We start from the raw sequence: 21,735 nt of genomic DNA on the forward strand, positions 1-21,735 counted from the left end.
TTGCCAGGTCGTGCCGGTCATTCGAAGTGGGGTGCTCTCGAAGGGTCAGGTGTCGGGCAGGCTCCCGTCCGGCAGCTCCTGGACCACCTTCGCCAAGTCGGCGAATCCCGTGAGCAGATCGTCGTCGGACAGGTCGTGCTGGTCCAGGATGTCAGTGACTTCGGCCCTGCTCCTCGCTGAAAAGATGGCCAGAGCCATCGCACTGCATTCCCGCTGGCTGAGCAGCAAGGGAGAACAGTCGTCCTCGTTCTTCAATGAGACCCCGCCCCTGTCGAGTCATGGCCTGGTATCGCACGGGCGTAATCGGCTCACACCTCTGCGAAGTGACATGTTTTTGCTGTGGGAGTCGATCCCGTCGATCAACGTATCGGGTGGGTCCTTCGGGTCGCCAGCTTTTTGTCAGAAAAGCTTCTCATTACGGTCGTTGGTCGTGCGTGGACACACTTCTCCCCTTGTCGCCCGGCCCCCGGATTTCCGGTTCGCTGGCGAGTCAGGATTCCCAACGTGCCGAATGTAGCGAGGTCCGCCGGAATCGGCAACCTCAACTTTGGCCCGATGGGCCGGAGTTCATGGTCCCGCTTCGACGGGGTGGTGGAGAAGGTGGGGCGAGGCGGGCAAAACGGATGTTTCGGTCGGACGGGCAAGTCTGCTCGGCGCCTCCGCCTTGTTAACCATTGGTTGACGTGATCGCGATCGTCAAATTAGCCTCCCTCGTACGACCCGAGGAAGAGACAGGTGACGTGTGGAGACAGGTGAGGAGTTCGGACCATGGCTGGCCCGGCAGCTCAAGCTCGCGGGGAAGACCCAGGCCGAACTGGCCAAGGAACTCCAGCTGACCCGAGCGGCCGTCTCCGCGTGGATCGCCGGACGCTCGACCCCCCGTCCGACCGTCATGGCGGACATCGCCAAGGCGCTCGGCACGGACGTCGGCACGGTGCACACCCGCACCACCGACACCCAGGCCGGCCTCCCGGTCACCTGGTACCACCGACCCGGGTATCCCGACGGCGGCCGTGACCTGGGCAATGCCGCGGCCTTCGCCTTCGACGCCGACGTCCAGGTCCTCGGTCGCGAAACGTGCCAGAACAGCCTCGACGAGCGGTTGACGGAGAACGGCCGCCCCGTCCGCGTCCGCTACACCCTGAACGAGCTGACCGGTGAACACCTGGACGCCTTCCGCGAGGCCATCCTCTGGAACGACCTCTTCCCGCACTACTCCGCCGTCTCGGAGCTGGCCGGCAACCAGAAGGTCGGCCGGGTCGTCGACGCCGGTGTGCGCGACATGTACGAGAAGGGCCGTCTGGTCCTTCTGCGGGTCGACGACTACAACGCCTCCGGTCTGACCGGCGACGACTACAAGGACGGCAAGTTCGCCGCCGTGGTCCGACGTCAGCTCGAAAGCCTGAAGTCCGGTCCCGGCGCCGGTGGTTCGTACGGTCTGGGCAAGGCGACGCTGTGGGCGACCAGCGCTCTCGGCCTCGTGCTCATCAACTCCACCCTGTCGGTGCCGCACGAGGGGCGTACCGAACGACGGATGATCGGTCGTCTCGAACTGCCCTGGCGGGAGGTCGACGGGTGCGCTTACGCGGGCCCCGCCTGGTTCGGCCGTCCCGACCCGGACTCCCTGGGCGCCGAGGTCGCCCGTTCCTGGTGGGCGGACGAGGAGACCGCGGCCCGCCTGCATCTGAGCCGAGAGGGCGAAGAACCCGGCACGTCCTTTCTCATCGTGGGAGCGCACGACGTGGCCAGTCTCGAAGGGGATTGGTCCGATCAGGACGAGAGACCCCATGACGAGGAGGGTTCCGAGGACACGCGCGACATCGAGAGAATGCACAAGCGCCTGGTCGAGGCCCTGGGTCGCGACTTCTGGGCCGCCATGATCGGTGGCGGCGGCCGACTTCCGCTGCTGGAGGTCTCGGTCCGGGCCCTGCGCAACGGTGAGGAGGTCGTTCCGGAGACGAAGGTGGATCCGTCCGTCGAACAGCCTTCCCGGACCCGTGCCCTGCGGGCCCACTACGAGGGAGCCACGGTGGATCGGCTCACCGAGGCCGGGCAGGTGGCGGTCAGGAAAGTCCCGTTCAAGTTGCCGCTGGCCGGAGGCGCCCGAGGGACACTCGGCACCCATCAGGCGATCCTGCTCGTCACCGAGGCCACCAGCGACAAGGACACACCCAAGAACCAGGTGCACTCGCTGCGCGGCAACCGTATGACGGTCAAGAAGGCCACGGTCCCGAACCTGCCGTTGGGCACCAATCCCTTCCAGGCCGTTCTCCTGGTGGGCGAGGCCGCCGGTGACTCGGCCCCCTTCGCGAAGGAGGCCGAGGAGTTCCTGCGGGCGGCGGAACCGCCCGAGCACGACCGTTGGGGGCAGACGGAGGAGCTGATCCTTCGCTGGTCCCCTTCCGCGTACCGGCGGATCAACAACCTGACCACCGAGGTCAACAGCGCGGCCAGGGAACTCGTCGCCCGCCCGAGACGCGGCAGGGGCGAAGGCGGCGAGGCGCTGCGCAAGGCGCTGACCGTCAAGAGCAGGCCCAAGGCCAAGGTGCCTTCCGGCCCGGTGGTCCCGGTGCTGGCGGGGCTCGAGGCGACGATCGGCGACCACGGAGAGTGGACGGTCACCGCGGAGGTGAGCGTCCCGCGCGGTGACGAGATCGTCCCGATGGTGCCGATCGCCCAGTTGGACGTCCGCTCCGGGGGGCGCCCGAGACTCGACTGGGCGGAACTCGTGGCCGTCGAGGGCTGCGACGTGGAGGACGGCACCCTGCGTTTCCCACCGGGCACGCGGCGCGCGAAGTTCCGAGGAGCCACCGACGTCTCCAGCCATCCGGTGAGGACCATGTTCACCCGCCTCGTCGTCGAACTGCGCGCCGGCAAGGGGGCGTGACGCGTGAAGATCTACCCGTACAAGCGGCTTGCCCGTCCGGTCGTGCTCAGGGTGACGTCGGTCTCCCTCAGACTCTCCGACGGCACCCGTGAACCACTGGACACCAGTGCCTACTCGGCGCAGGATCAGGTCGTCGCCCTCGGGGTCCGGGGGCACACGGACTGGGAGAGCGCCACGATCGGTCTCTCGGCCACGCTGCCGCCCGGCGCCGACGCCCCGGACGCGGCCTGGTCCGATCTGCGGGTCCTCGCCGTGGCTACCGATGGCGAGACCAACGTCCGCACGTCGACGGCCCTCACGCGCGACACACAGGACAGCCACGACTGGTCGGGCCGCCTGGAAGTGCTCCGCGACGACCACCTCGGACGGGCCTCTCTCGCCGCGTACGCCGTCGGGACGGTCGACGGGGTGCGGGGCCGGTCGATCGCCGAGACCGACCGGAGCTGGGTCGTCGACACCGTGTCCGACGAGCCGGTCAGGGGCCTTCGACTCGACGTCCGGAAGGCGTCGTTCGGCAAGAGTTCCAGGGAGTGGCTGCGCGCCTACGCCGACGCGCCCTGGCTGGTGGACACCACCGCACGGGTTCCCACGGTGTTCGTCAACACCGACATCGACGGGATCGTCGGGCTGTTGGACAGCAACGGCTCCGGTGTGGACAGCAAGGTACGGGACCTGCTCGTCGCCCAGATGGCCACGGACGTGTGGACGGCGGTGTTCCACGCGGCCCTCGGCGACCTGGAGGTGGAGCCGGGCGGTGGCCCGGTCTTCCCGACCGACTGGCAGGGCGAGGTGTTGCGCGAGATGCTCCCGGACGTCGTCCCCGGTGTGCACGTCGAGGAGGCCCTGCGGCAGGTCCACCACCGCCGCACCGGCGAGTCGGGCTGGGGCGAACTCCAGACCCGTATCCACTACGCGGCCGTCCGGCGTGCCGAGGCCGCCAGAGCGGTGGGCTACGTCATCCGCGGCCTGGAACGGACGAACAGGGAGAGCGAGACGTGATCACCCAGCCCCACCACGTACCGGAGCGTCTGGCGCTGCTCTCCGGTTCGGCCGTCGACACCTTCCTCACCGAGGGGCTGCTCAGCGGTGAACAGGTCCACAGCGGCATAGACCTCGCCAAGCTCGTCCAGCCGCTCCCCGAGGACGACGCCAGGTGGTGGGTCGAGCCGATCCGCAGCCTGGTCGAGGACGCCATGTTCGAGTTCGGCAAGGACCGGACCCGGGCCGACGCCTGGCTCGCGCCACGGCTGCACGCCACGCTGCGTCTGACGCGGCGGGAGGCGGCGGACAAGAGGCTGTGGAACCACCTGGCGTTGGCCGTCGCTCCGGACTATGTGGTGTGGCGTCATCGGTCGGAGCCGGCAGGGCGCGTCGCCGCGGAGCGCTTCCGGGGCCCTGCGGACCGGCAGTGCTTCTCCCGCCTGTGGTGGGCGGCCGAACTCTTCCGGAACGGGCCGGACTACGGCCCGGCCGAGATCGCCTGCGGCAACCAGGACCTCATCCACACCGTCCTCCGGAACGACTTGATCGACCACCGTCCCACAGCCCAGGCCCTCGTCCGCCTCCTGAAGACGGGAAGGATCAGCACCGGCCGGGACGTCAACGGCCTGAGCATCGCCGTCAACGCGGCGGGAGCGACCTTGATCTACGACGTCCTCGCACCGGACGAACCCAGGGACCCCGCCCGTCTGCGGGACTGGATCGCGGAGGCGGAGACGGCACCACCGGTCTCACGCCACATCCTCCCGCAAGGGCCGGACGAGGACCCCGTCCCGAAGGAGTCCGTGGCGGCGCTCACCGAGTACCTCGCGGAGCTGTTCGAGACCGCTCCGGTCAGGGGCAGGAGGAGCGAGGGCTGATCGGGACCCCCGATGATCACTGCCGCGAGGCGGTGTTCCTGCGCGGGCGCGAGGTCGATCGGGGCGGTGTCTGGTCCTCGGGGCGCGGGCAGCGGGCGGTGCAGTCGTCCGCCGTCCCGCAGCCGTGGCTGCGCAGCTTGGCCCGCTGCTCCTCCGTGGCCGGGATCCACGGCTCCCTCATCACCTCCGGGGCCGGCGCGGGAAGACCGAGCGCGGCACTCAGGAGGTGTGCCCCGAACAGGGGCGGCACGGCGTTGCCCACCTGCTGCGCCTTCGCGGTGCCCGACCACGGGTAGTCCGGCGGGAAGCTCTGTAGCATTCCTGCCTCGTTCATGCTGAACCGCGCCCCCTCGTAGACGATGTCGTCGTCGAGGTGCTCGAAGACCACGAAGCGGGAGATGCGGCCGGTGACGGTGGTGGCGGGTTGTCGGTCCGTACGAACTCCGCGTCGTCCCGGGATTCCGGAGCTGCCGTAGTTCGACCGGACCAAGAAGGGTGTCCGGCGTCCCCGATGCTGCGTGCCGACCGGTTCGGCAAGGGCGTCGCCCATCGACGTCCAGTGCTCCAGATCGTCGTCCGCCGCGGGGCTCGGTCCGGGGACGCTCGCGTCACAGAGAGTCGGCTGAGCCACCGGGGCCGCGCTGTCGCCGTTCCTGCGATTCCACTCCTTCGCCTCGTAGGCGCGATGGGTCGGTTCGGGCAGCGAGGGCGTGCCCAGTCCCTCACGGCGGGCGATCAGCACGGCGCGGGACCGGGTCTGCGGCACTCCGTAGGTCTCGGTGGCCAGGACATCTACGACGACCTCGTACCTGGTGCCGTCGGGGAGGCCGACCTTCTGCAACACCTCGGCGTAGCGGACCCAGAGCGCCTCGACGGCGGGGACCTGCTCCAGGACGATGACGTCGTACGGCCGGTGCCCCCGGTTCGGGCTCCTGGTCGCCTGGATCGCGTAGCGGAGGGGTTCCAGCACCAGCGCGGTGCGCGGGTCACTGAGCTTCCTCAGCTCCTTGTCGATCTCTTCGTCGGAATCGCCTGCCATGAGCCGTTCGATGAACTTCTTGACCTCCTCCAGAGCCTCACGACCCGTGCCCGTCCCGGCCACCGAGTAGGTCTGGCACGGTGGACCGCCGGCGAGCACGTTGATCTCCGGGGGGAGCGACTCGAAGGACTCTCTGCGGATCGCGCTCACGTCGGCGTGGAGGGTGTCCAGCCCGGCCGCGTACCGCGTCAGACACGCGCTCCGGTCCCATTCGAGGCCGAGACTCGGGATGCCCAGCCGGTGTCCGGCCACGTCCAGCCCGCCCGGTCCTGCGAAGAGATCCAGGACAAAGGGCTTGTCGAGGATGGACTGGTGGGGAGGCGCGCTGGTCATGTGGCGGAAGTCTAGCCGGCGGCGGTGGCCATCGGCTCCCCGCACAGAGCTTCGGCGATCGCTCGTCCCAGCGCCTCCCCGACCGGAGGCGGCGTCGCGTGCCCGACCTGCCGGTACCGGGACGTCTTGAGCCCGGTGATCTGCCATGTGCTCGGGAACCCCTGCAGAAGTGCCGCCTGCTCGACTGTGATTTTCACCATGTTGTCCCTGCCGAGGCGCGGATCCCATACGAAGTCCGAGTCGGGAACCTCGTCCCCCAGGGTGTGTGCGTTCACGCCCATGGTCGCCCACTTCTGCTTCGCCCTGGTGGGCCCGAGGTCGGCGCCCCCGCGGTTCTTGGAACCTCCCACGAGGGTCGGGGCGGGTTGGTCGGCCTGGGCCGCCCAACGGTCGGCGTCCGTCCAGCCGCGCGCTGCCATCGTCGTTCTCAGGACCTCGCCGACCGTTCGCGGTTCGTCCACGGTCGGCGTCGGAAAACGGAACGCGGCGGCACACCGACGTTCGACCGCGACCAGGACGCCGTGCCTACGGCTCTGCGCCACACCGAAGTCGAGGGCGTTCATGACGGACCAATCGGGCTCGTATCCCAGGTGGGCCAGTTCGGCGAAGGCGAACTGGCGGAACGACTCGTGGTCCGAGGAATGTGCCAGTTGCGGGACGTTCTCGATGAGGATCGCCCGAGGGCGGATGCCATGGGCCAGATAGATCGCCGCTCGCAGGAGTTGCTCTTCCAGCCCAGAATCCACGCGTCGGGCGGTCGCGTCCGACCTCACCCGCGGCAGGCCGGCGGCGAGCAGGTCGACGTCGTGGCTCTCGGGGTGTTCGCTCGGGTCGAAGTCCAGAAGGTCCGCCTGAAGCACGTTCCACCGCGGCCGGTTGGCGCGCAGGGTCGCGCAGGCGTCGGCGTCCTCGTCGAGCAGCAGTCGGGGCTCGAAGCCGGCGCGCTCCAGTCCCAGGGCCAGTCCCCCCGCTCCCGAGCACACGTCGACGAAGGTCAGCCCCGTCATCGACGGCCCTCCGTGTCCTCTCGCGATCTGCGTCGCTCGACCGCGGCCGCGATGCGCAGGGCGACGTCCGGTGCGGGCTCGTGCTCCCAGAAGCGCAGGACCTCCCACCCGGCGGCGACGAGATGGTCGGTGGTCTCCGTGTCACGTGCCATGTTGCGGTCCAACTTCTGGCGCCACCACTGAGCGTTCGCCTTCGGCTGCGTGGCGTGTTCGGGGCAGCCGTGCCAGAAGCATCCGTCGATGAGGACGGCCACCTTGACCGAGGTGAAGGCCACGTCGATCCGTCGTCGGGCCATGCCGGGAACCGGATACTCCACGCGGTAGCGCAGCCCGGCGGCGTGCAGCAGACGTCGGACCGTCAGTTCGGCGGCCGTGTCCTTGCTGGCCTGTCTGCTCATACGTGCCGAGACGGCGGCCGACGACGGCTTCACTGTGCTCAAGACGACTGTGCCTCACGATCGTGACTCGGTCCCTGTGTCGATTCCATCATGGGGACGAGTACGTCCGCACGGGGTTCGGGCGGGAACCGCGGCCGATGCCGGCACCCCTCCCTCACGCCTCGACCGTCACCCCCACCACCCCGTCCTCCCCGTCGAACCGCACCGCCGGCCAGTAGCCGTCGAGGAAGTGGGCGCCGCAGGAGTCGGTCAGGTGGAGGGTCAGGTCGGTGGGGCTGGTGGCTTCGATGGTGTCGAGGAGGAGGTCGGTGAGGTCGTCGGGGGTCGGGGGGCCGTCGCTGAGGGTGTGGACGACGGCGGTGACGGCTCGGTGGTGCAGGTCCGCGTGGTGGGTGACCGCGTGGCGGAGGCGGGGGAGGAGGCGGTGGGCCTCGGCCGGGTCGGTGGTGGCCAGTTGGAGGGTGACGGTCCGGCCGCCGAGGTCGCGGGTGAGGCTGTACGAGGAGTCGTACAGGAAGGTGCCGTCGGAGAGGGCGAAGGAGCCTCGGGTGAAGACGCCGAGGACCCCGTCCGTGAGGTGCGGGTGCGGGTGCGGGGGCTCGGCGGGGTGTGAAGGGGTGGTCACGGTGGTCACTCCAGGGGCGGGGCAGGAGCGGTGGCGGGGGTGAGGCATCCCGCGTCCCGCCCCCGCCGGATGTGCGTGCGGCTCAGGCCGTCCCGCCGTGGCATTCCCCGTACGTCCGGCCCGAGCCGCACCAGCAGGTCGCCGTCTGCTGCGGGGGCCAGGCCACCGCGCGTCCCCGGGCCGCCAGGGTCGTCGCGTACTGGGGGAGGAGGGCGGTGTCGGTGGGGGAGGTGCCCTCGGAGGCGGCGAAGGCCTCGTAGGAGGGGACCGTGCCGGTGACGATGCCGAGGTTGGGGGTGCCGGAGGCGGACAGTTCGCGCAGGGAGCGCTCTATCGTCGCGAGGTGGGTCTCGTGGGAGGGGTACTCCGCCGCGAGGCCGTCGTACGCAGCGACCAGTTCCTCCAGTTCCGGGGCGGGCCAGTGCAGGACCGCCACCGGGAAGGGGCGGGAGAGGGCCTCGCGGTAGGCGCCCAGCTCCGCGCGCAGGCGGACCAGTTCGGCCTGGAGCTCGGCCGGGTTCTCCGAGCCGAGGGACCAGACCCGCTTGGGGTCGTGCAGCTCGTCCAGGGAGACGGACGAGGAGTGGAGGGTGTCGGCGAGCGCGTCCCAGGTGTCGTGGGACGCCCCGAGCATCCGGCGGACGCGGTGCCGGCCGAGGAGGAGGGGACGGGTCGCGTACGGGGGTTCCTCGACGCCGGTCAGCAGCAGCGTCACCGCCTCCGTGAACGTCTCGTGCGCCGCCTCCAGCTCGTCGTGCGACTCCAGGGACTCCGCGACGATCACCCAGGGCGCCGGGTCCCGCGGGGCGGCGGTGCGGACGCCGTCGATGATCGCCCTGGCCTCGGCCTCGTGGTCGTACTCCCACAGGTTGGCCGCCTTCAGGGCGCGCACCAGCGTGGCGTTCTCCAGGGCGTCCGCGGTGGCCAGCAGGCGGTCGTAGAGCGTCGTCGCCGCGGGGCGGTCCCCGGCCAGTTCCAGGTGGGCGGCGGCGCGCAGCAGCAGGGCCTCGGCGTCCTCCGGGTACAGGCCGGCGGCCCGCTCCAGACGGGCCGCCTCGGCGGTGTGGTCGGCGTTCTCGGTCCAGCCGGTGGGGCCGGGGGCACCCGCACGGCCGGCGCGGCCGGTGGGTTCCGGGGTCTCGACGTTCACGGCGGCTTCTGCGTGCACGGCGGCTTTGGCGTCTTCGGCGTTTTCGGCGGGCGTGTCGGGGCGCATGGGGGACACCGTACTGCCGGTCCGTGACGAAGGTGAGGCACCCGCGGGCCGGACGCCCCGACGGGTGGTCCTGTATAACCATGGGGAAGAAACGGGGAAGAAGCCGTCGGGGAGAGCAGGGGAGGGCCGGTCGTGATCCGTCGCGTTCGCCAGCGGGCCGGTGCTCCGCTCGTGCCCCTGCTGCTGCCGGTACTGCTGTCGCTGCTCTTCGTGGTCTTCCTGGTCCTCCAGCTGTCGCTGCTCGACTCGGGCAGCCTCGCCGCGACCGTCGCCGCCGGTGCCGCGCTCGTCGCGTGCGCGCTGCTCGGCTCGCGCTGCGCGCCCGCCGTGGCGCCCACCCGGGTGCGTACGGCGATCCGGGACCGCGACCGGCGTACGGCCTTCCTGCCGCAGCGCGATCCCGACGCGGCGGGCCGGCGACGGCCCCGCGCACCCGGACGGGCCCTTCCGGCGACCGCCGCCGCGTAGGGCACACTTCCGGACCCGTCACCCGCCGCCCGGCACCTTCCGACGGCCTCAGGGCCTGAGGTTCCGGGTTCCGCGTTCACCGCGTCCACTCCACTCCGTGACCCTGCGCCGCGGGTCGTCATGCCGCCATGTCCCGCTTCCGGCACGACGAGACCCCGAAGGGCTCCTCCACCATGTCCGTCTCCTCCGCCTCATCTGTCATTTCCGTCTTCTCCGGCTTCTTCTCCGGCGTTCTCACCGGCTTCGCCGCTCTGGTCGAACGCCTCGCCGATCTGATCCAGCCGCTGTTCCACGCCTCCGCGGCCGCCGCCGCGATCGTCCTGGTCACCCTGCTCGTACGGCTGCTCGTCCATCCGCTGTCCCGGGCCGCCGCGCGCGGGCAGCGGGCGCGGGCCGCGCTCCAGCCGCGCCTGGCCGAACTGCGCAGGAAGCACCGCAGGGATCCGAGGCGCCTCCAGCAGGCCGTACTGGCGCTGCACGCCGAGGAGAAGGTGTCGCCGCTGTCCGGCTGCCTGCCGGGGCTGCTCCAGATGCCCGCCTTCTTCCTCCTCTACCACCTGTTCTCCAGCTCGACGCTCGGCGGGAGCGCCAACGGCCTGCTCGGCCACCGGCTGCTGGCCGCGCCGCTGGGCGGGCGGTGGAGCGACGCCCTCGCGGACGGCGGGGTCTTCGGGGCGGCCGGGCTGGTGTACGTCGTGCTGTTCGCGGTCGTGACCGCCGTCGCCGGGTTCAACTTCGCGCGCGCCCGGCGGGCCCAGGCAGTGGCCACCGCCGCCGGTGCGGGCGAGGCGGCGCAGGTCCCCGGGCTCGCGGCCGTGGGCAAGGTGGTGCCCTTCCTGTCCTTCGCCACGCTCGTCACCGTGGCCGTCGTACCGCTGGCGGCCGCGCTGTACGTGGTGACCAGCTCCGCCTGGAGCGCCGTGGAGCGGACCGTGCTCCAGAGCTGAACGCGCACCCGTCCGGCGGCCCTACGGTCCAGTACGTGAACGGGGTATTGCGGAGTGGACGCGGACCTTGGAGGATCGACCAGTCCTCCGATGGCTGTGTCCGCCGCACCCGGACGCCGTCCCACCGGACGGGCTTCCCGCGAATCGAGGGAGTTGGGGAACATGAAGCTGCTGCGAGTCGGTACGGCCGGGGCTGAGCGGCCCGCACTGCTGGACGCCGAGGGCACCGTGCGCGACCTGTCGGGCGTCGTCGCGGACATCGACGGCGCCCTGCTCGCCGACGAGGCGGCACTCGGCCGGATCCGGGCCGCCGCCGACGCGGGCGAGCTGCCCGCGCTGGACGCGGACGGCCTGCGGATCGGACCGCCGCTGGCCCGGATCGGCAAGGTGGTGTGCATCGGCCTGAACTACCACGACCACGCCCGCGAGACCGGCGCCGAGCCGCCCGCCGAGCCCGTCGTCTTCTTCAAGGCGGCCGACACGGTCGTCGGGCCGAACGACACCGTGCTGGTGCCGCGCGGCTCCGCCAAGACCGACTGGGAGGTGGAGCTGGCGGTCGTCATCGGCCGTACGGCCCGCTATCTGGAGACCGACGAGGACGCCCTCGCGCACGTCGCCGGGTACGCGGTGGCGCACGACGTCTCCGAGCGGGAGTTCCAGATCGAGCGCGGCGGCACCTGGGACAAGGGGAAGAACTGCGAGACGTTCAACCCGCTCGGACCCTGGCTGGTCACCGCCGACGAGGTGCCCGACCCGCAGAACCTCTCCCTGAGGCTGTGGGTCAACGGCGAGCTGAAGCAGGACGGGACGACCGCCGAGCAGATCTTCCCGGTCGCCGAAGTGGTGCGCTACGTCAGCCACTTCATGACCCTCTACCCCGGCGACGTCATCAACACCGGCACGCCCGCCGGGGTCGCCCTCGGCCAGCCGGAGCCGAAGCCGTATCTGCGCTCCGGTGACGTGGTCGAGCTGGAGGTCGAGGGGCTGGGGCGGCAGCGGCAGGAGCTGAAGGACGCGTAGGCGCTCCGCCGTTCGCCGGAGGGCGGGGAACCGCGGTGCGCTTCCGCGTGCCGCGCCGCGGGGACGGCCGCGCGGTTCCCCGGCCCTTCTTCACAGGCCCTAGCCGAGAAGCGAGGCCAGGCGGCGCCACTCCTCCCTGGGGAGTTCGTCCGGGTCCGTCGTGCCGGTGACGACCTGGAGCGCCAGGTGGTCGGCGCCCGCCGCCAGGAACTCCTCCACCCGGGCCCGGATCCGGTCCTCGTCGCCCCAGGCGTACACCGCGTCGATCAGGCGGTCGCTGCCGCCGTCCCTGACGTCGTCCTCGGTGAAGCCGAGCCGGAGGAAGTTGTCGGTGTAGTTGGGGAGCTGGAGGTACATCGCCAGATAGCCGCGGGCGGTGGCGCGGGCCCGCTCGGGGTCCTCGTCCAGCACGACCTTCAGCTCGGGGGCGAGCAGCGGGCCCTCGCCCAGGATCTCGCGGGCCTGCGCGGTGTGTTCGGTGGTGACCAGGTACGGGATCGCGCCCGCGGCCCGGTCCCGGGACAGTTCGAGGGTCCTGGGGCCGAGCGCGGCCAGGACCCGGCGCCCGGCGGGCACCTTGGCGGCGTCCAGCTCGTCCAGGTAGGCGACCAGCGCCGAGTACGGGCGGCGGTACTGCTCGGCGAGCTTGGCGTGGCTCACCCCGAGGCCCAGCACGAAGCGGCCGGGGTGGGCCGCGTCCAGCTCGGCGAAGCCGGCCGCGCTCGATCCGGCGTCGTGCTGCCAGATGCTCTGGATGCTGGTGCCCACGGTGAGTGTCCGGGTCGCGCCGAGCAGGGGCGCGGCGTTGGCGGGGGCGCTGTTGCCGCCGAGCCACGCGGTGCCGTAGCCCAGCTCCTCCAGTTCGGCGGCGGCCTCGGCGATGGCGCCGCGCCGGTCCGCCTTCTCCGAGCGGAGGCCGATGCTCCAGACGCCGTAGCGTCCGACCGCCTCCTTCAGCGGGGCGGTGGTGTCCCGTGGGGCTGCCGTGTCGCTCATTCGGTTCCGATCCTTCCGGCGGTTTCCGTCCGTCACGCGTGACCGCGTCCGCGCATCACCGCTGCCCCGCATGACCATTTCGCGTACAGCCAACCCCAACCGGCCCGGCGGGCCCGGTCATTCCCGCTTTCCGGCGGGTCCGCCCTTCCGGTCGTTCCATCCTTCCGGACCCTTCCGGCCTTCCGGTCCCGGCTCGGCCGTCCGGCCCGGCCCGGCTACCGCTCCAGATACGCCTCCAGCGCCTCCACCACCAGCCGGTGGTCCTCGGCCTGCGGCAGGCCCGACACCGTCACCGCGCCGATCACACCGGCGCCCTGGACGGTGATCGGGAAGGAGCCGCCGTGGGCCGCGTAGGTGCCGGGGTCCAGGCGGGAGGAGTCCTCGAAGGTCGTGCCCTTGGCCCGGAACCGGGCGCCGACCAGGTAGGAGGCGCAGCCGTAGCGCTCCACCACCCGGCGCTTGCGGGCGATCCAGGCGTCGTTGTCGGGGGTGGAGCCGGGCAGCGCCGCGTGGAACAACTGCTGTCCGGCGCGGTGGATGTCGACGGCGACCGGGGCCCGCCGCTCCCGCGCCAGCGCGACCAGGAGCGAGCCGAGCGCCCAGGCGTCCTCGTGGGTGAACCGGGGCAGGACCAGCCGGCGCTCCTGCGCCTCCAGCTCCCTGATCAGCGCGCCTGCCGCCTCCTCGCCCGCCGCCTTCTCGCTCGCCGTCTTCTCGCCCGCCTCGGCCGGCTCCGCTTGCGCGGCCTTCGACGCCGTCGCCGTCGCCGTCGCCTTCGCCGCCGTCGTCCTGTCCGTGCGTCCGGTCGTCACAGCCGCACCGCCACGCCGTCGCGGGCCGAGCGGCGGGCCGCCTCCAGGACGTCCAGCGCGGCGGCGGCCTCGTGCGCGGTCACCGGGTTCGGGGCACCCTCGCGCAGCGCGGCGGCCACGGCCGCGTAGTACGCCGGGTAGTCGCCGGGCCGCGTCGGTACGGGGCTGCCGCCGCCGGTCAGCGGGGACTCTCCCGCGCCGAGACGGCCCCACAGCGACTCCTCCTCGACGCCCCAGCCCTCCGGCCCGGAGCCGGACCCCTGCTCCGGCCCCGTTCCGGTTCCGGTTCCGGGGCGCGCGCCCGCCCGCAGCGCCGCCTCCTGCGGATCGAGGCCGTACTTGACGTAACCCGCCCGCGAGCCCAGCACCCGGAAGCGCGGGCCCAGTTGGGCGGCCGTGGAGGAGACGTGGAGGTGGGAGCGGACCCCGCCGGTGTGCGTCAGCGCGAGGAACGTGTCGTCGTCCGCCTCGGCGCCCGCGCGCCGGACCACCGACTCGGCGTACACCTGGGTGACCGGGCCGAAGAGGACCAGGGCCTGGTCGACGACATGGCTCCCGAGGTCGTAGAGCAGACCTCCGATCTCTGCGGGGTCGCCGGACTCGCGCCAGCCGCCCTTGGGCTGCGGCCGCCAGCGCTCGAAGCGGGACTCGAAGCGCCAGACGTCGCCGAGTTCGCCGCGCTCGACCAGGTCGCGCAGGGTCAGGAAGTCGTTGTCCCAGCGGCGGTTCTGGAAGACGGAGAGCAGCAGGCCGCGCTCCTCGGCGAGGGCGGCGAGCGCGCGTGCCTCGGCCGCGGTGGCGGCGACCGGCTTGTCCACGACCACCGGCAGGCCCGACTCCAGCGCCCGGGTGGCGAGCGGGACGTGGGTCTTGTTCGGGGAGGCGACGACGATCAGGTCCAGCTCGCCGGCGCGGGCGAACAGGTCGTCGGGGCCGGCCGCGAGGCGGACGTCCGGGAACTCCGCGCGGGCCTGCGCCCGGCGCTCCTCGTCCGAGGTGACGACCGTGTCGAGGGCCAGGCCCTCGGTGGCGGCGATCAGCGGCGCGTGGAAGACGGAACCGGCGAGGCCGTAGCCGATGAGTCCCACACGGAGGTCGCGGCGGAGGGTGCTAGTCATGGCTCCTACTTTCGCAACGCTGTTGCCTAAGTGCAAGCGCGGGGGAGAATGAGGGGGCGGCGCCGCACGGGCGGCGGCGGGCGGACGGACGGGGAGCGACGAGGGTGGAGATGGCCGGGACGGTACGCGGCTCCGGTGCGGGCGCGCGCACCCGCGCGGGCGGGGAGGCGGATGTGGGCGGTGCGGGCTCGGGCGCGAACCTGCTCGCGCTGCGCAGCCACAACACCGCGCTCGTGCTCGACCTGCTGCGCCGGGCGGGCGCGGCCGGGATCAGCCGGCTCGAACTGGCCGAGCGGACCGGCCTCACCCCGCAGGCGGTCAGCAAGATCACGGCGCGGCTGCGGGACCGCGGGCTGGCGGCCGAGGCGGGGCGCCGGGCCTCCACCGGGGGCAAGCCGCGCACGGTACTGCGACTGGTCCCGGAGGCGGGCCGCGCGGTGGGCGTACACGTCGAGCGGGACGAGGTGCGGGCCGTCCTGGTGGACCTGGACGGCACCGTGACCGGCGAACGCCGCCGCCCGCTGGACCTGGGGGCGGCGGCGGGTGCGGTCGTGGCGGCGGTGGCGGAGCAGACCGAGGCACTGGTGGCGGAGGCGTTCGGGACGGGCCCCCGGGAGGCGGGTGCCGCCTCGCTGCTCGGGGCCGGGGTGGCGCTGCCCGGTCCGCTCGACCACGAAAGCGGGGTGCTGCACCGCGTCACCGGCTTCCCCGGCTGGGACGGCTTCCCGCTGCGGGACGCGCTGGAGCGGCGGCTCGGGGTGCTGGTCGTCGTGGACAAGGACACCAACGCGGCGGCCCTCGGCCTCGCGGTCGCGGGCGAGGGGCGCGGCGGCTCCTTCGCCTATCTGCACCTCGGTACGGGGCTGGGGGCCGGGCTGGTCGTCGGCGGGAGCGTGCACCGGGGCGCGCGCACCGGCGCGGGCGAGTTCGGGCACCAGGTGATCCAGCTGGACGGGCCGCCGTGCGCGTGCGGGGACCGGGGGTGCGTCGAGGCGCTGTGCCTGGCGGCGGTCGCGCGCGGGGACACGGCGGAGGCGGCGCGGGTGCTGGGCGCGGGCGCCGCCAATCTGGTGGGGCTCCTGGACATCGACCTGGTGCTGCTCGGCGGGCGTACGGTCGCGGCGGACCCGGAGGCGTTCGAGGCCGGGGTGGGCGCGGTGGTCGCCGCGCGCGTCCGGCGCAACGGGCTGCCGGAGGGCGCGGTCCCGGTCCGCCGGGCGCCGACCGGAGCGCGCGGGGTCGCGGAGGGCGCGGCGCAGTTGCTGCTGGCGCCGCTGTTCGGGCGGGGGGAGGGATAGACGGGGAGGCGGCGCGAGTCACCTCACCCCCGGCGGGAGTTGTCCCACCCCTGGCGGGCGCGACCCCGCCCCCGTCCGCCGTCGCCCCACCCCTGTCGCACCCGTAGGCGACTTTGAGCCACCCCGCACCCGGCGGCGGCGCCGAGCACGCGTCCGGGTCTGCGAACATTCCCCGGTGGACTACCCGAACGACCAGGCCCCCGGCGCGCCGGTCCGCTCCGGCATCCCGGAGCACGGCCGGATCCCCAAGTACTACGCGGTGAAGGCGCGGATCGACCGCCTCATCGGCGAACTGGGCGAGGGCGGCGCGATCCCCACCGAACGCGATCTGTCCGAGGAGTACGGTGTCGCCCGCGAGACCGTGCGCCAGGCGCTGCGCGAACTGCTCCTGGAGGGCAAGCTCAGGCGCCGGGGCCGCGGGACGGTCGTCGCGGGCCCCAAGCTGGAGCAGCCGCTGTCGCTGGCCAGCTACACCGAGGGCGTGCGCCGCCAGGGCCGTACGCCGGGGCGTACGCTCGTCGGTCTAGACCGCTTCCCGTGCCCCGACGCGCTGGCCGCCGAGACCGGGCTCACCCGGGGCGAGCCGGTCTGGCACCTGGAGCGGATCCTGCTCGCGGACGACGAGCGGGTCGGCCTGGAGAGCACCTATGTGGCCGTGGCGCGCGTGCCGCGCCTGGACACCGACTTCGACCCGGACTCGTCCTTCTACGGCTACCTCCAGAGTCTGGGCCTGTCCTGCGGCGACGCCGACGAGCGCATCGAGACCGTGCTCGCCACCCCGCGCGAGGCGCTGCTGATCGGCACCCCGCCCGCGCTGCCCATGCTGCTGATCCACCGTGTCTCGCGGGACGCGGTGGGCGGGGCGCTGGAGCGGGTGCGGAGCCTGTACCGGGGGGACCGGTTCTCCTTCACCGCCCGGCTGGACGGCTGACCGTCCCCGCGAACCGTGGCGCCTTTCACGCCCTCTTAGAATAACAAAAAGATAACGGGTCTAGCCCATTTTTGGCGCCTCGTTCAGGCTCTCGTTGTCAGCAGGACTCTTCCGGTTCGTTGTTCGAGAGGAACGTTGCCGTCGTGAAAGTGACAGTCGTCGGAGCCGGCGTGGTGGGAACCATGCACGCCTGGCAAGCAGTGGAACGCGGCCACGAGGTCGTGCAGATCGAGCGCGAGGCCGAGGCCCGCGGCGCCTCGCTGCGCAACTTCGGGCAGATCTGGGTGAGCGGGCGCGCCAGTGGCGAGGAGCTGGAGACCGCCCTGCGCGCCCGGGAGCTGTGGGAGGAGATCGGCGGCCGGGTGCCCGCGCTGGGCTTCCGCGCCAACGGCTCCCTCACCCCCGTACGCGGCGCCCTGGAGCTCGCCGTGGCCGAGGCCGCCGCCGCTGCCCCGGACGCCGCCGTACGCGGTCGCAAGCTGCTCACCCCGGGCGAGGCCCGCGCCCTCAACCCCGCGCTGCGCGGGGACTTCGACGCGGCCCTCTTCTGCGAGCGGGACGCGGCCGTCGAGCCGCGCACCGCCCAGCTCGCCCTGCGGGCCGAACTGCTCAAGCGGCCGGGCTACACCTTCCTGCCGGGCCGCGAGGTGCGCGAGGTCGTCGGCGCGGGTGCCGTCCGCGACGACCACGGCGACGTGCACACCGCCGACGTGGTGGTGCTCGCCACCGGCGCCTGGCTCGGCGGACTCGTGCGCGAGCTGGCCGGACCCGGCCTGCCCGTGCGCCGCGTCCGGCTCCAGATGATGCAGACCGACCCGCTGGGCGAGTCGCTGCCCACCTCGGTCGCGGACGCCGACAGCTTCCGCTACTACCCGGCGTACGCCTCCTTGGCCCTGGACGCGCTCAACGCGGGCCAGGCCCAGACCGAGACGGCCGCCGCGCACCGGATGCAGCTGCTCATGGTGCAGCGCGCCGACGGCGGACTGACCATCGGCGACACCCACGAGTACGAACACCCCTTCGCCTTCGACACCGTCGAGGACCCCTACGAGCACCTGACGGCCGTCGTCGAGTCGCTGCTGGGCCGCCCGCTGCCGAAGATCCGCCGCCGCTGGGCCGGGGTGTACGCGCAGTGCACCGACACCAGCAGGGTCGTCCACCGCCAGCAGGTCCGCGAGGGCGTCTGGCTGGTCACCGGGCCCGGCGGCCGCGGCATGACCTGCTCCCCGGCGATAGCCGAACGCACCGCGAACGAACTGGGCTGGTGACAGAACCCATGACCGAGACACCCACCACCGCCACCGACGCCTCGACGGCCACCACCGCCGCCACCACGCAGGCCGGGCCCGCCGGCATCCGCCTGGTCGTCCTCGACATGGCCGGGACCACCGTCGCCGACGGCGGCCTGGTCGAGCGCGCCTTCGCCGCGGCCGCCGCCGAGCTGGGCGTCGAGCCCGGCTCCGCCGAGCACACCGAGCAGCTCGCCTACGTCCGCGCCACCATGGGCGAGTCGAAGATCTCCGTCTTCCGGCACCTGTTCGGCGCCGAGGAGGCCGCCCAGCGGGCCAACGCCGCCTTCGAGAAGGCGTACGGCGAACTCGTCGACGACGGGCTCATCGAGCCCGTGCCCGGCGCCCGCGAGGCCGTCGAGGCGATCCGGGCGAGCGGCCGCACCGTCGTCCTGTCCACCGGGTTCGCACGTGTCACCCAGGACGCCATCCTCGACGCGCTCGGCTGGCGCGACCTGGTCGCGCTCACCCTGTGCCCCGCCGACGCGGGCGGGCGCGGGCGCCCCTACCCGGACATGGTGCTGGAGGCGTTCCTGCGCACCAAGGCGGCCGACTCCCTGGACCAGGTGGCCGTCGTCGGGGACACCTCCTACGACATGCTCAGCGGCGTCCGCGCCGGTGCCGGTCTCGTCGCCGGGGTGCTGACCGGGGCGCACCGCGAGCCCGACCTGCGCGCCGCAGGCGCCACCCACGTCCTCCCGTCCGTCGCCGACCTGCCCGCCCTGCTCGAGGGAGCCCGGTGAGATGAGCATCCGCTTCGACTCCGTCACGGTCGCCTACGACGGCAACGTCGTCCTCGACTCGCTCGACCTCACCGTCGCGCCCGGCGAGGTGATGGCGCTCCTCGGACCGTCCGGTTCCGGCAAGACCACCGCGCTGCGGGCGGTCGCCGGGTTCGTGCGGCCCGTGTCGGGACGGGTGCTTCTGGGGGAGCGGGACGTGACGGACCTGCCTCCCCACCGCCGGGGCATCGGCATGGTCGTCCAGCAGTACGCCCTCTTCCCGCACCTGCGGGTCGAGGACAATGTGGCCTTCGGCCTGAAGGCCCGCAAGACCCCCCGGTCCGAGATCCGCGCCCGGGTGGGCGAGGCCCTGGAGATGACCGGCATGGCCGCCTACGCGCGCCGCTACCCCCGGGAGCTCTCCGGCGGCCAGCAGCAGCGCGTGGCCATCGCCCGCGCGCTCGCCATCCGGCCCGCGGTGCTGCTGCTCGACGAGCCGCTGTCCGCGCTGGATGCCCGGCTGCGCTCGGGCATGCTCGCCGAACTCGCGCGCCTGCACCGCGAACTGCCCGACGTGTCCATCCTGTACGTCACCCACGACCAGATCGAGGCGCTGACCCTGGCCGACCGGATCGCGGTCATGGACAAGGCCCGGCTGCGGGCCTGCGGGACACCGCAGGAGCTGTACCGGGCCCCGGCCGACGCCTTCACGGCGTCCTTCGTCGGCAACGCCAACCTGCTGCCGGTCACCGTGACCCCCGGCGGCGCCGCCCTCGGCGCCGCCGAGCTGACGGTCGACACGGCGGGTGCGGCGTCCGGCGCGCGGGCCACCCTGTGCGTACGACCGCACCTGGTCGGGCTCGGCGACGGACCCAACCGGCTCACCGGCACCGTCAGCGAGATCCAGTGGCGCGGCTCCACCCACCGGCTCTACGTCGACGTCGACGGCCACCCGGTGATGGCCGACCTGCCCGAGCTGCGCGAGCCGCCCGCGCACGGCGCCGAGGTCAGCCTGCACTTCGCCGCCGAGGACGCGGTGCTGCTGGCGGCGGGGGTGAGCGGCGATGAGCGCTGAGCCGCTGACCACCCCGGCGCCCGCCCGCGCGACGGGCCCCAGCGCCGCCCCGGCGCCCCCGGCGGCGGTGCGCGCCCCCGCCGCGCCCCGCACGGCCCGGCGCCTGCTGTGGGCGCTGCCCCCGGTCGCGCTGCTCGCCGTCTTCTTCCTCTACCCGCTCGCCCTGGTCGTGCGGCAGTCCTTCCAGCCGGACGCGGGCGGCACCTCGGTGCAGCCGTACGCCGACGTGTTCGCCTCGGACGCCTTCCGCGAGGCGCTGTGGACCACCGTGTGGCTCGCGCTCGCCTCGACGGCGGGATGCCTGGTGCTGGGCTTCGTGCTCGCGCTGGTCATCGCCTTCGTGCCGTTCCCCGGCGCGAAGGGCGTGGCGAAGTTCATCGACGTCTTCCTCTCCTTCCCGTCCTTCCTGATCACCCTGGCGCTGCTGTTCGTCTACGGCCGCACCGGACTGGCCAACGGGCTGTGGACCCAGGTCACCGGCTCCGCCGACGGGCCCTTCGCGTTCCTGACCACGCCCTGGGGCGTGCTGCTCGCGGAGATCACCTACTTCACGCCGTTCGTGATGCGCCCGCTGCTCGCCGCGTTCACCCAGCTGGACACCGCGCAGCTGGAGGCGGCCGGTTCGCTGGGCGCCCGCGCCCCGCGCATCGTCCGGCAGGTGATCCTGCCCGAGGCGCTGCCCGCGCTCGGGGCCGGCGGGAGCCTGGTGCTCGTGCTGTGCCTCAACGAGTTCGGCATCGTCCTGTTCACCGGCGCCAAGGGCGTCACCACCCTGCCGATGCTCGTCTACAGCAAGGCGATCCTGGAGTCCGACTACCCGGGCGCCTGCGTGGTCGCCGTCGTCAACGTCCTGATCTCCGTGGGCCTGTACGGCCTCTACCGGGTGGTGAGCCGCCGTGCTGGTGCATAGCCGCAAGGGCCGCTGGGCCGTGTGGGCGGTCTTCCTCGTCCTCTTCCTGCCCCTGTTCGCGCTGCCCCTCCTCGTCGTCCTCGGCGCCTCCTTCGCCACCCACTGGTCCGGTGTGCTGCCCTCGGGCCTGACCACCGGCAACTACCGCACCGCCACCCGCGGCGACGCCCTCCAGGCGCTGACCACCAGCCTGGTCACCGCCGTGACCGCGAGCCTGCTCGCGCTGGCCGTGGGCACCTGGGCCGCGCTGGCCGGATCGGCGCTCAGGAAGAGCCACCGCCGGGTGCTGGACGCGCTGTTCGTGCTGCCGGTCGCCGTGCCCTCGGTGGTGGTCGGCCTGTCGGTCCTGGTGGCCTTCTCCAAGCCGCCGATGCTGCTCAACGGCACCAGCTGGATCGTGATCCTCGCGCACACCGTGCTGGTCACCGCCTTCGCCCACCAGTCCGTGTCGGCGGCGATCGTCCGCCTCGACCCGGCCTACGAGCAGGCCGCCGCCTCGCTCGGCGCCCGCCCCTCCCACGTCCTGTGGCGAGTGCGGCTGCCGCTGCTGCTGCCCTCGCTCACGGCCGCCGCCGGGCTCTGCTTCGCCCTGTCCATGGGCGAGCTGAGCGCCACGATGATGCTCTACCCGCCCGACTGGACCCCGCTGCCGGTGCTGATCTTCGCCGCCACCGACCGGGGCTCCCTGTTCACCGGCTCCGCCGTCGCCGTGGTGCTGATGGCGGTCACCCTGCTCGCCCTGCTGGCCGTCTCCCGCGTCCGCACCCGGGCGACCTACCGCTGAC

22 protein-coding genes are annotated in these 21,735 nt (G+C 72.7%); 13 read left to right on the plus strand and 9 right to left on the minus strand.

What is annotated here, in order from left to right:
- Positions 1–45 precede the first annotated feature (45 nt).
- Positions 46–198, minus strand: a complete 153-nt coding sequence (locus B086_RS44520) for a hypothetical protein (protein WP_018565606.1) — start codon at positions 196–198, stop codon at positions 46–48.
- Between the two features lie 544 nt (positions 199–742).
- Between B086_RS44520 and B086_RS0106550 the strand changes: the two genes are divergently transcribed.
- The 3 genes from B086_RS0106550 to B086_RS0106560 are packed head-to-tail and all read left to right on the plus strand — an operon-like array spanning position 743 to position 4,746.
- Positions 743–2,887, plus strand: coding sequence for a helix-turn-helix transcriptional regulator (locus B086_RS0106550; protein ID WP_018565607.1), 2,145 nt, complete (start codon positions 743–745; stop codon positions 2,885–2,887).
- Positions 2,888–2,890: 3 nt separating this feature from the next.
- Positions 2,891–3,886, plus strand: a complete 996-nt coding sequence (locus B086_RS0106555) for a hypothetical protein (protein WP_018565608.1) — start codon at positions 2,891–2,893, stop codon at positions 3,884–3,886.
- Positions 3,883–4,746 carry a DUF6339 family protein gene (locus B086_RS0106560; protein ID WP_018565609.1) on the plus strand — a complete coding sequence of 288 codons (864 nt, stop codon included), beginning with the start codon at positions 3,883–3,885 and terminating at the stop codon, positions 4,744–4,746. The genes B086_RS0106555 and B086_RS0106560 overlap by 4 nt, the downstream gene beginning before the upstream one ends.
- Positions 4,747–4,762: 16 nt before the next feature.
- Here B086_RS0106560 and B086_RS0106565 read toward each other — a convergent pair whose 3' ends face one another.
- The 5 genes from B086_RS0106565 to B086_RS0106585 form a co-directional block, all read right to left on the minus strand.
- On the minus strand, positions 4,763–6,118 hold the full coding sequence (locus B086_RS0106565; RefSeq protein WP_026252168.1) for a DNA cytosine methyltransferase: 1,356 nt from the start codon (positions 6,116–6,118) through the stop codon (positions 4,763–4,765).
- Positions 6,119–6,129: 11 nt separating this feature from the next.
- A complete protein-coding gene (locus tag B086_RS0106570; RefSeq protein WP_018565611.1) occupies positions 6,130–7,125 on the minus strand; it encodes a DNA cytosine methyltransferase in 996 nt (331 codons plus the stop codon).
- Positions 7,122–7,523 carry a very short patch repair endonuclease gene (locus B086_RS0106575; protein WP_018565612.1) on the minus strand — a complete coding sequence of 134 codons (402 nt, stop codon included), beginning with the start codon at positions 7,521–7,523 and terminating at the stop codon, positions 7,122–7,124. Before B086_RS0106575 ends, B086_RS0106570 begins: the two co-directional genes overlap by 4 nt.
- 154 nt (positions 7,524–7,677) lie before the next feature.
- Positions 7,678–8,148, minus strand: a complete 471-nt coding sequence (locus B086_RS41850) for a hypothetical protein (protein WP_018565613.1) — start codon at positions 8,146–8,148, stop codon at positions 7,678–7,680.
- 82 nt (positions 8,149–8,230) lie between these two features.
- Complete coding sequence (locus B086_RS0106585; RefSeq protein ID WP_018565614.1) at positions 8,231–9,364, minus strand: SEC-C domain-containing protein; 1,134 nt, start codon at positions 9,362–9,364, stop codon at positions 8,231–8,233.
- Positions 9,365–9,535: 171 nt separating this feature from the next.
- Here B086_RS0106585 and B086_RS0106590 point away from each other — a divergent pair, with 171 nt between their 5' ends.
- From B086_RS0106590 to B086_RS0106600, 3 genes are all read left to right on the plus strand, one after another.
- The gene (locus B086_RS0106590) at positions 9,536–9,832 is read left to right on the plus strand and encodes a DUF6412 domain-containing protein (RefSeq protein WP_018565615.1); all 297 of its coding nucleotides are present in this window, start codon (positions 9,536–9,538) and stop codon (positions 9,830–9,832) included.
- Between the two features lie 128 nt (positions 9,833–9,960).
- Complete coding sequence (gene yidC, locus B086_RS0106595) at positions 9,961–10,779, plus strand: membrane protein insertase YidC (protein WP_018565616.1); 819 nt, start codon at positions 9,961–9,963, stop codon at positions 10,777–10,779.
- 162 nt (positions 10,780–10,941) lie between these two features.
- Positions 10,942–11,799, plus strand: coding sequence for a fumarylacetoacetate hydrolase family protein (locus B086_RS0106600; protein WP_018565617.1), 858 nt, complete (start codon positions 10,942–10,944; stop codon positions 11,797–11,799).
- A 99-nt stretch (positions 11,800–11,898) separates the two neighbouring features.
- Here B086_RS0106600 and B086_RS0106605 read toward each other — a convergent pair whose 3' ends face one another.
- From B086_RS0106605 to B086_RS0106615, 3 genes are all read right to left on the minus strand, one after another.
- Entirely contained in the window at positions 11,899–12,795 is an 897-nt protein-coding gene (locus B086_RS0106605; protein WP_018565618.1) for an LLM class F420-dependent oxidoreductase, read from the minus strand.
- A 215-nt stretch (positions 12,796–13,010) separates the two neighbouring features.
- The gene (locus B086_RS0106610) at positions 13,011–13,463 is read right to left on the minus strand and encodes a heme-degrading domain-containing protein (RefSeq protein WP_051115776.1); all 453 of its coding nucleotides are present in this window, start codon (positions 13,461–13,463) and stop codon (positions 13,011–13,013) included.
- 140 nt (positions 13,464–13,603) lie between these two features.
- Positions 13,604–14,725, minus strand: a complete 1,122-nt coding sequence (locus B086_RS0106615) for a Gfo/Idh/MocA family oxidoreductase (RefSeq protein WP_026252172.1) — start codon at positions 14,723–14,725, stop codon at positions 13,604–13,606.
- Positions 14,726–14,835: 110 nt separating this feature from the next.
- On the opposite strand from B086_RS0106615, the gene B086_RS0106620 reads away from it, so the two are divergent.
- From B086_RS0106620 to B086_RS0106650, 7 genes are all read left to right on the plus strand, one after another.
- Positions 14,836–16,023, plus strand: coding sequence for an ROK family transcriptional regulator (locus tag B086_RS0106620; RefSeq protein ID WP_018565621.1), 1,188 nt, complete (start codon positions 14,836–14,838; stop codon positions 16,021–16,023).
- A gap of 175 nt (positions 16,024–16,198) precedes the next feature.
- On the plus strand, positions 16,199–16,954 hold the full coding sequence (locus tag B086_RS0106625) for a GntR family transcriptional regulator (protein ID WP_018565622.1): 756 nt from the start codon (positions 16,199–16,201) through the stop codon (positions 16,952–16,954).
- 143 nt (positions 16,955–17,097) lie between these two features.
- Complete coding sequence (locus B086_RS0106630; protein WP_026252173.1) at positions 17,098–18,222, plus strand: TIGR03364 family FAD-dependent oxidoreductase; 1,125 nt, start codon at positions 17,098–17,100, stop codon at positions 18,220–18,222.
- A gap of 8 nt (positions 18,223–18,230) precedes the next feature.
- Positions 18,231–18,986, plus strand: coding sequence for a phosphonatase-like hydrolase (locus tag B086_RS39315; protein WP_018565624.1), 756 nt, complete (start codon positions 18,231–18,233; stop codon positions 18,984–18,986).
- 1 nt (position 18,987) lies between these two features.
- Positions 18,988–20,040 carry an ABC transporter ATP-binding protein gene (locus B086_RS0106640; protein ID WP_018565625.1) on the plus strand — a complete coding sequence of 351 codons (1,053 nt, stop codon included), beginning with the start codon at positions 18,988–18,990 and terminating at the stop codon, positions 20,038–20,040.
- Positions 20,030–20,950, plus strand: a complete 921-nt coding sequence (locus B086_RS0106645; RefSeq protein WP_018565626.1) for a 2-aminoethylphosphonate ABC transporter permease subunit — start codon at positions 20,030–20,032, stop codon at positions 20,948–20,950. The genes B086_RS0106640 and B086_RS0106645 overlap by 11 nt, the downstream gene beginning before the upstream one ends.
- Positions 20,937–21,734, plus strand: coding sequence for an ABC transporter permease (locus B086_RS0106650; protein WP_018565627.1), 798 nt, complete (start codon positions 20,937–20,939; stop codon positions 21,732–21,734). Before B086_RS0106645 ends, B086_RS0106650 begins: the two co-directional genes overlap by 14 nt.
- The last annotated feature ends 1 nt before the right edge of the window (position 21,735 follow it).

It is taken from the genome of Streptomyces sp. PsTaAH-124 (assembly GCF_000373685.1).
In the GTDB taxonomy this organism is placed as follows: Bacteria; Actinomycetota; Actinomycetes; order Streptomycetales; family Streptomycetaceae; genus Streptomyces; species Streptomyces andamanensis.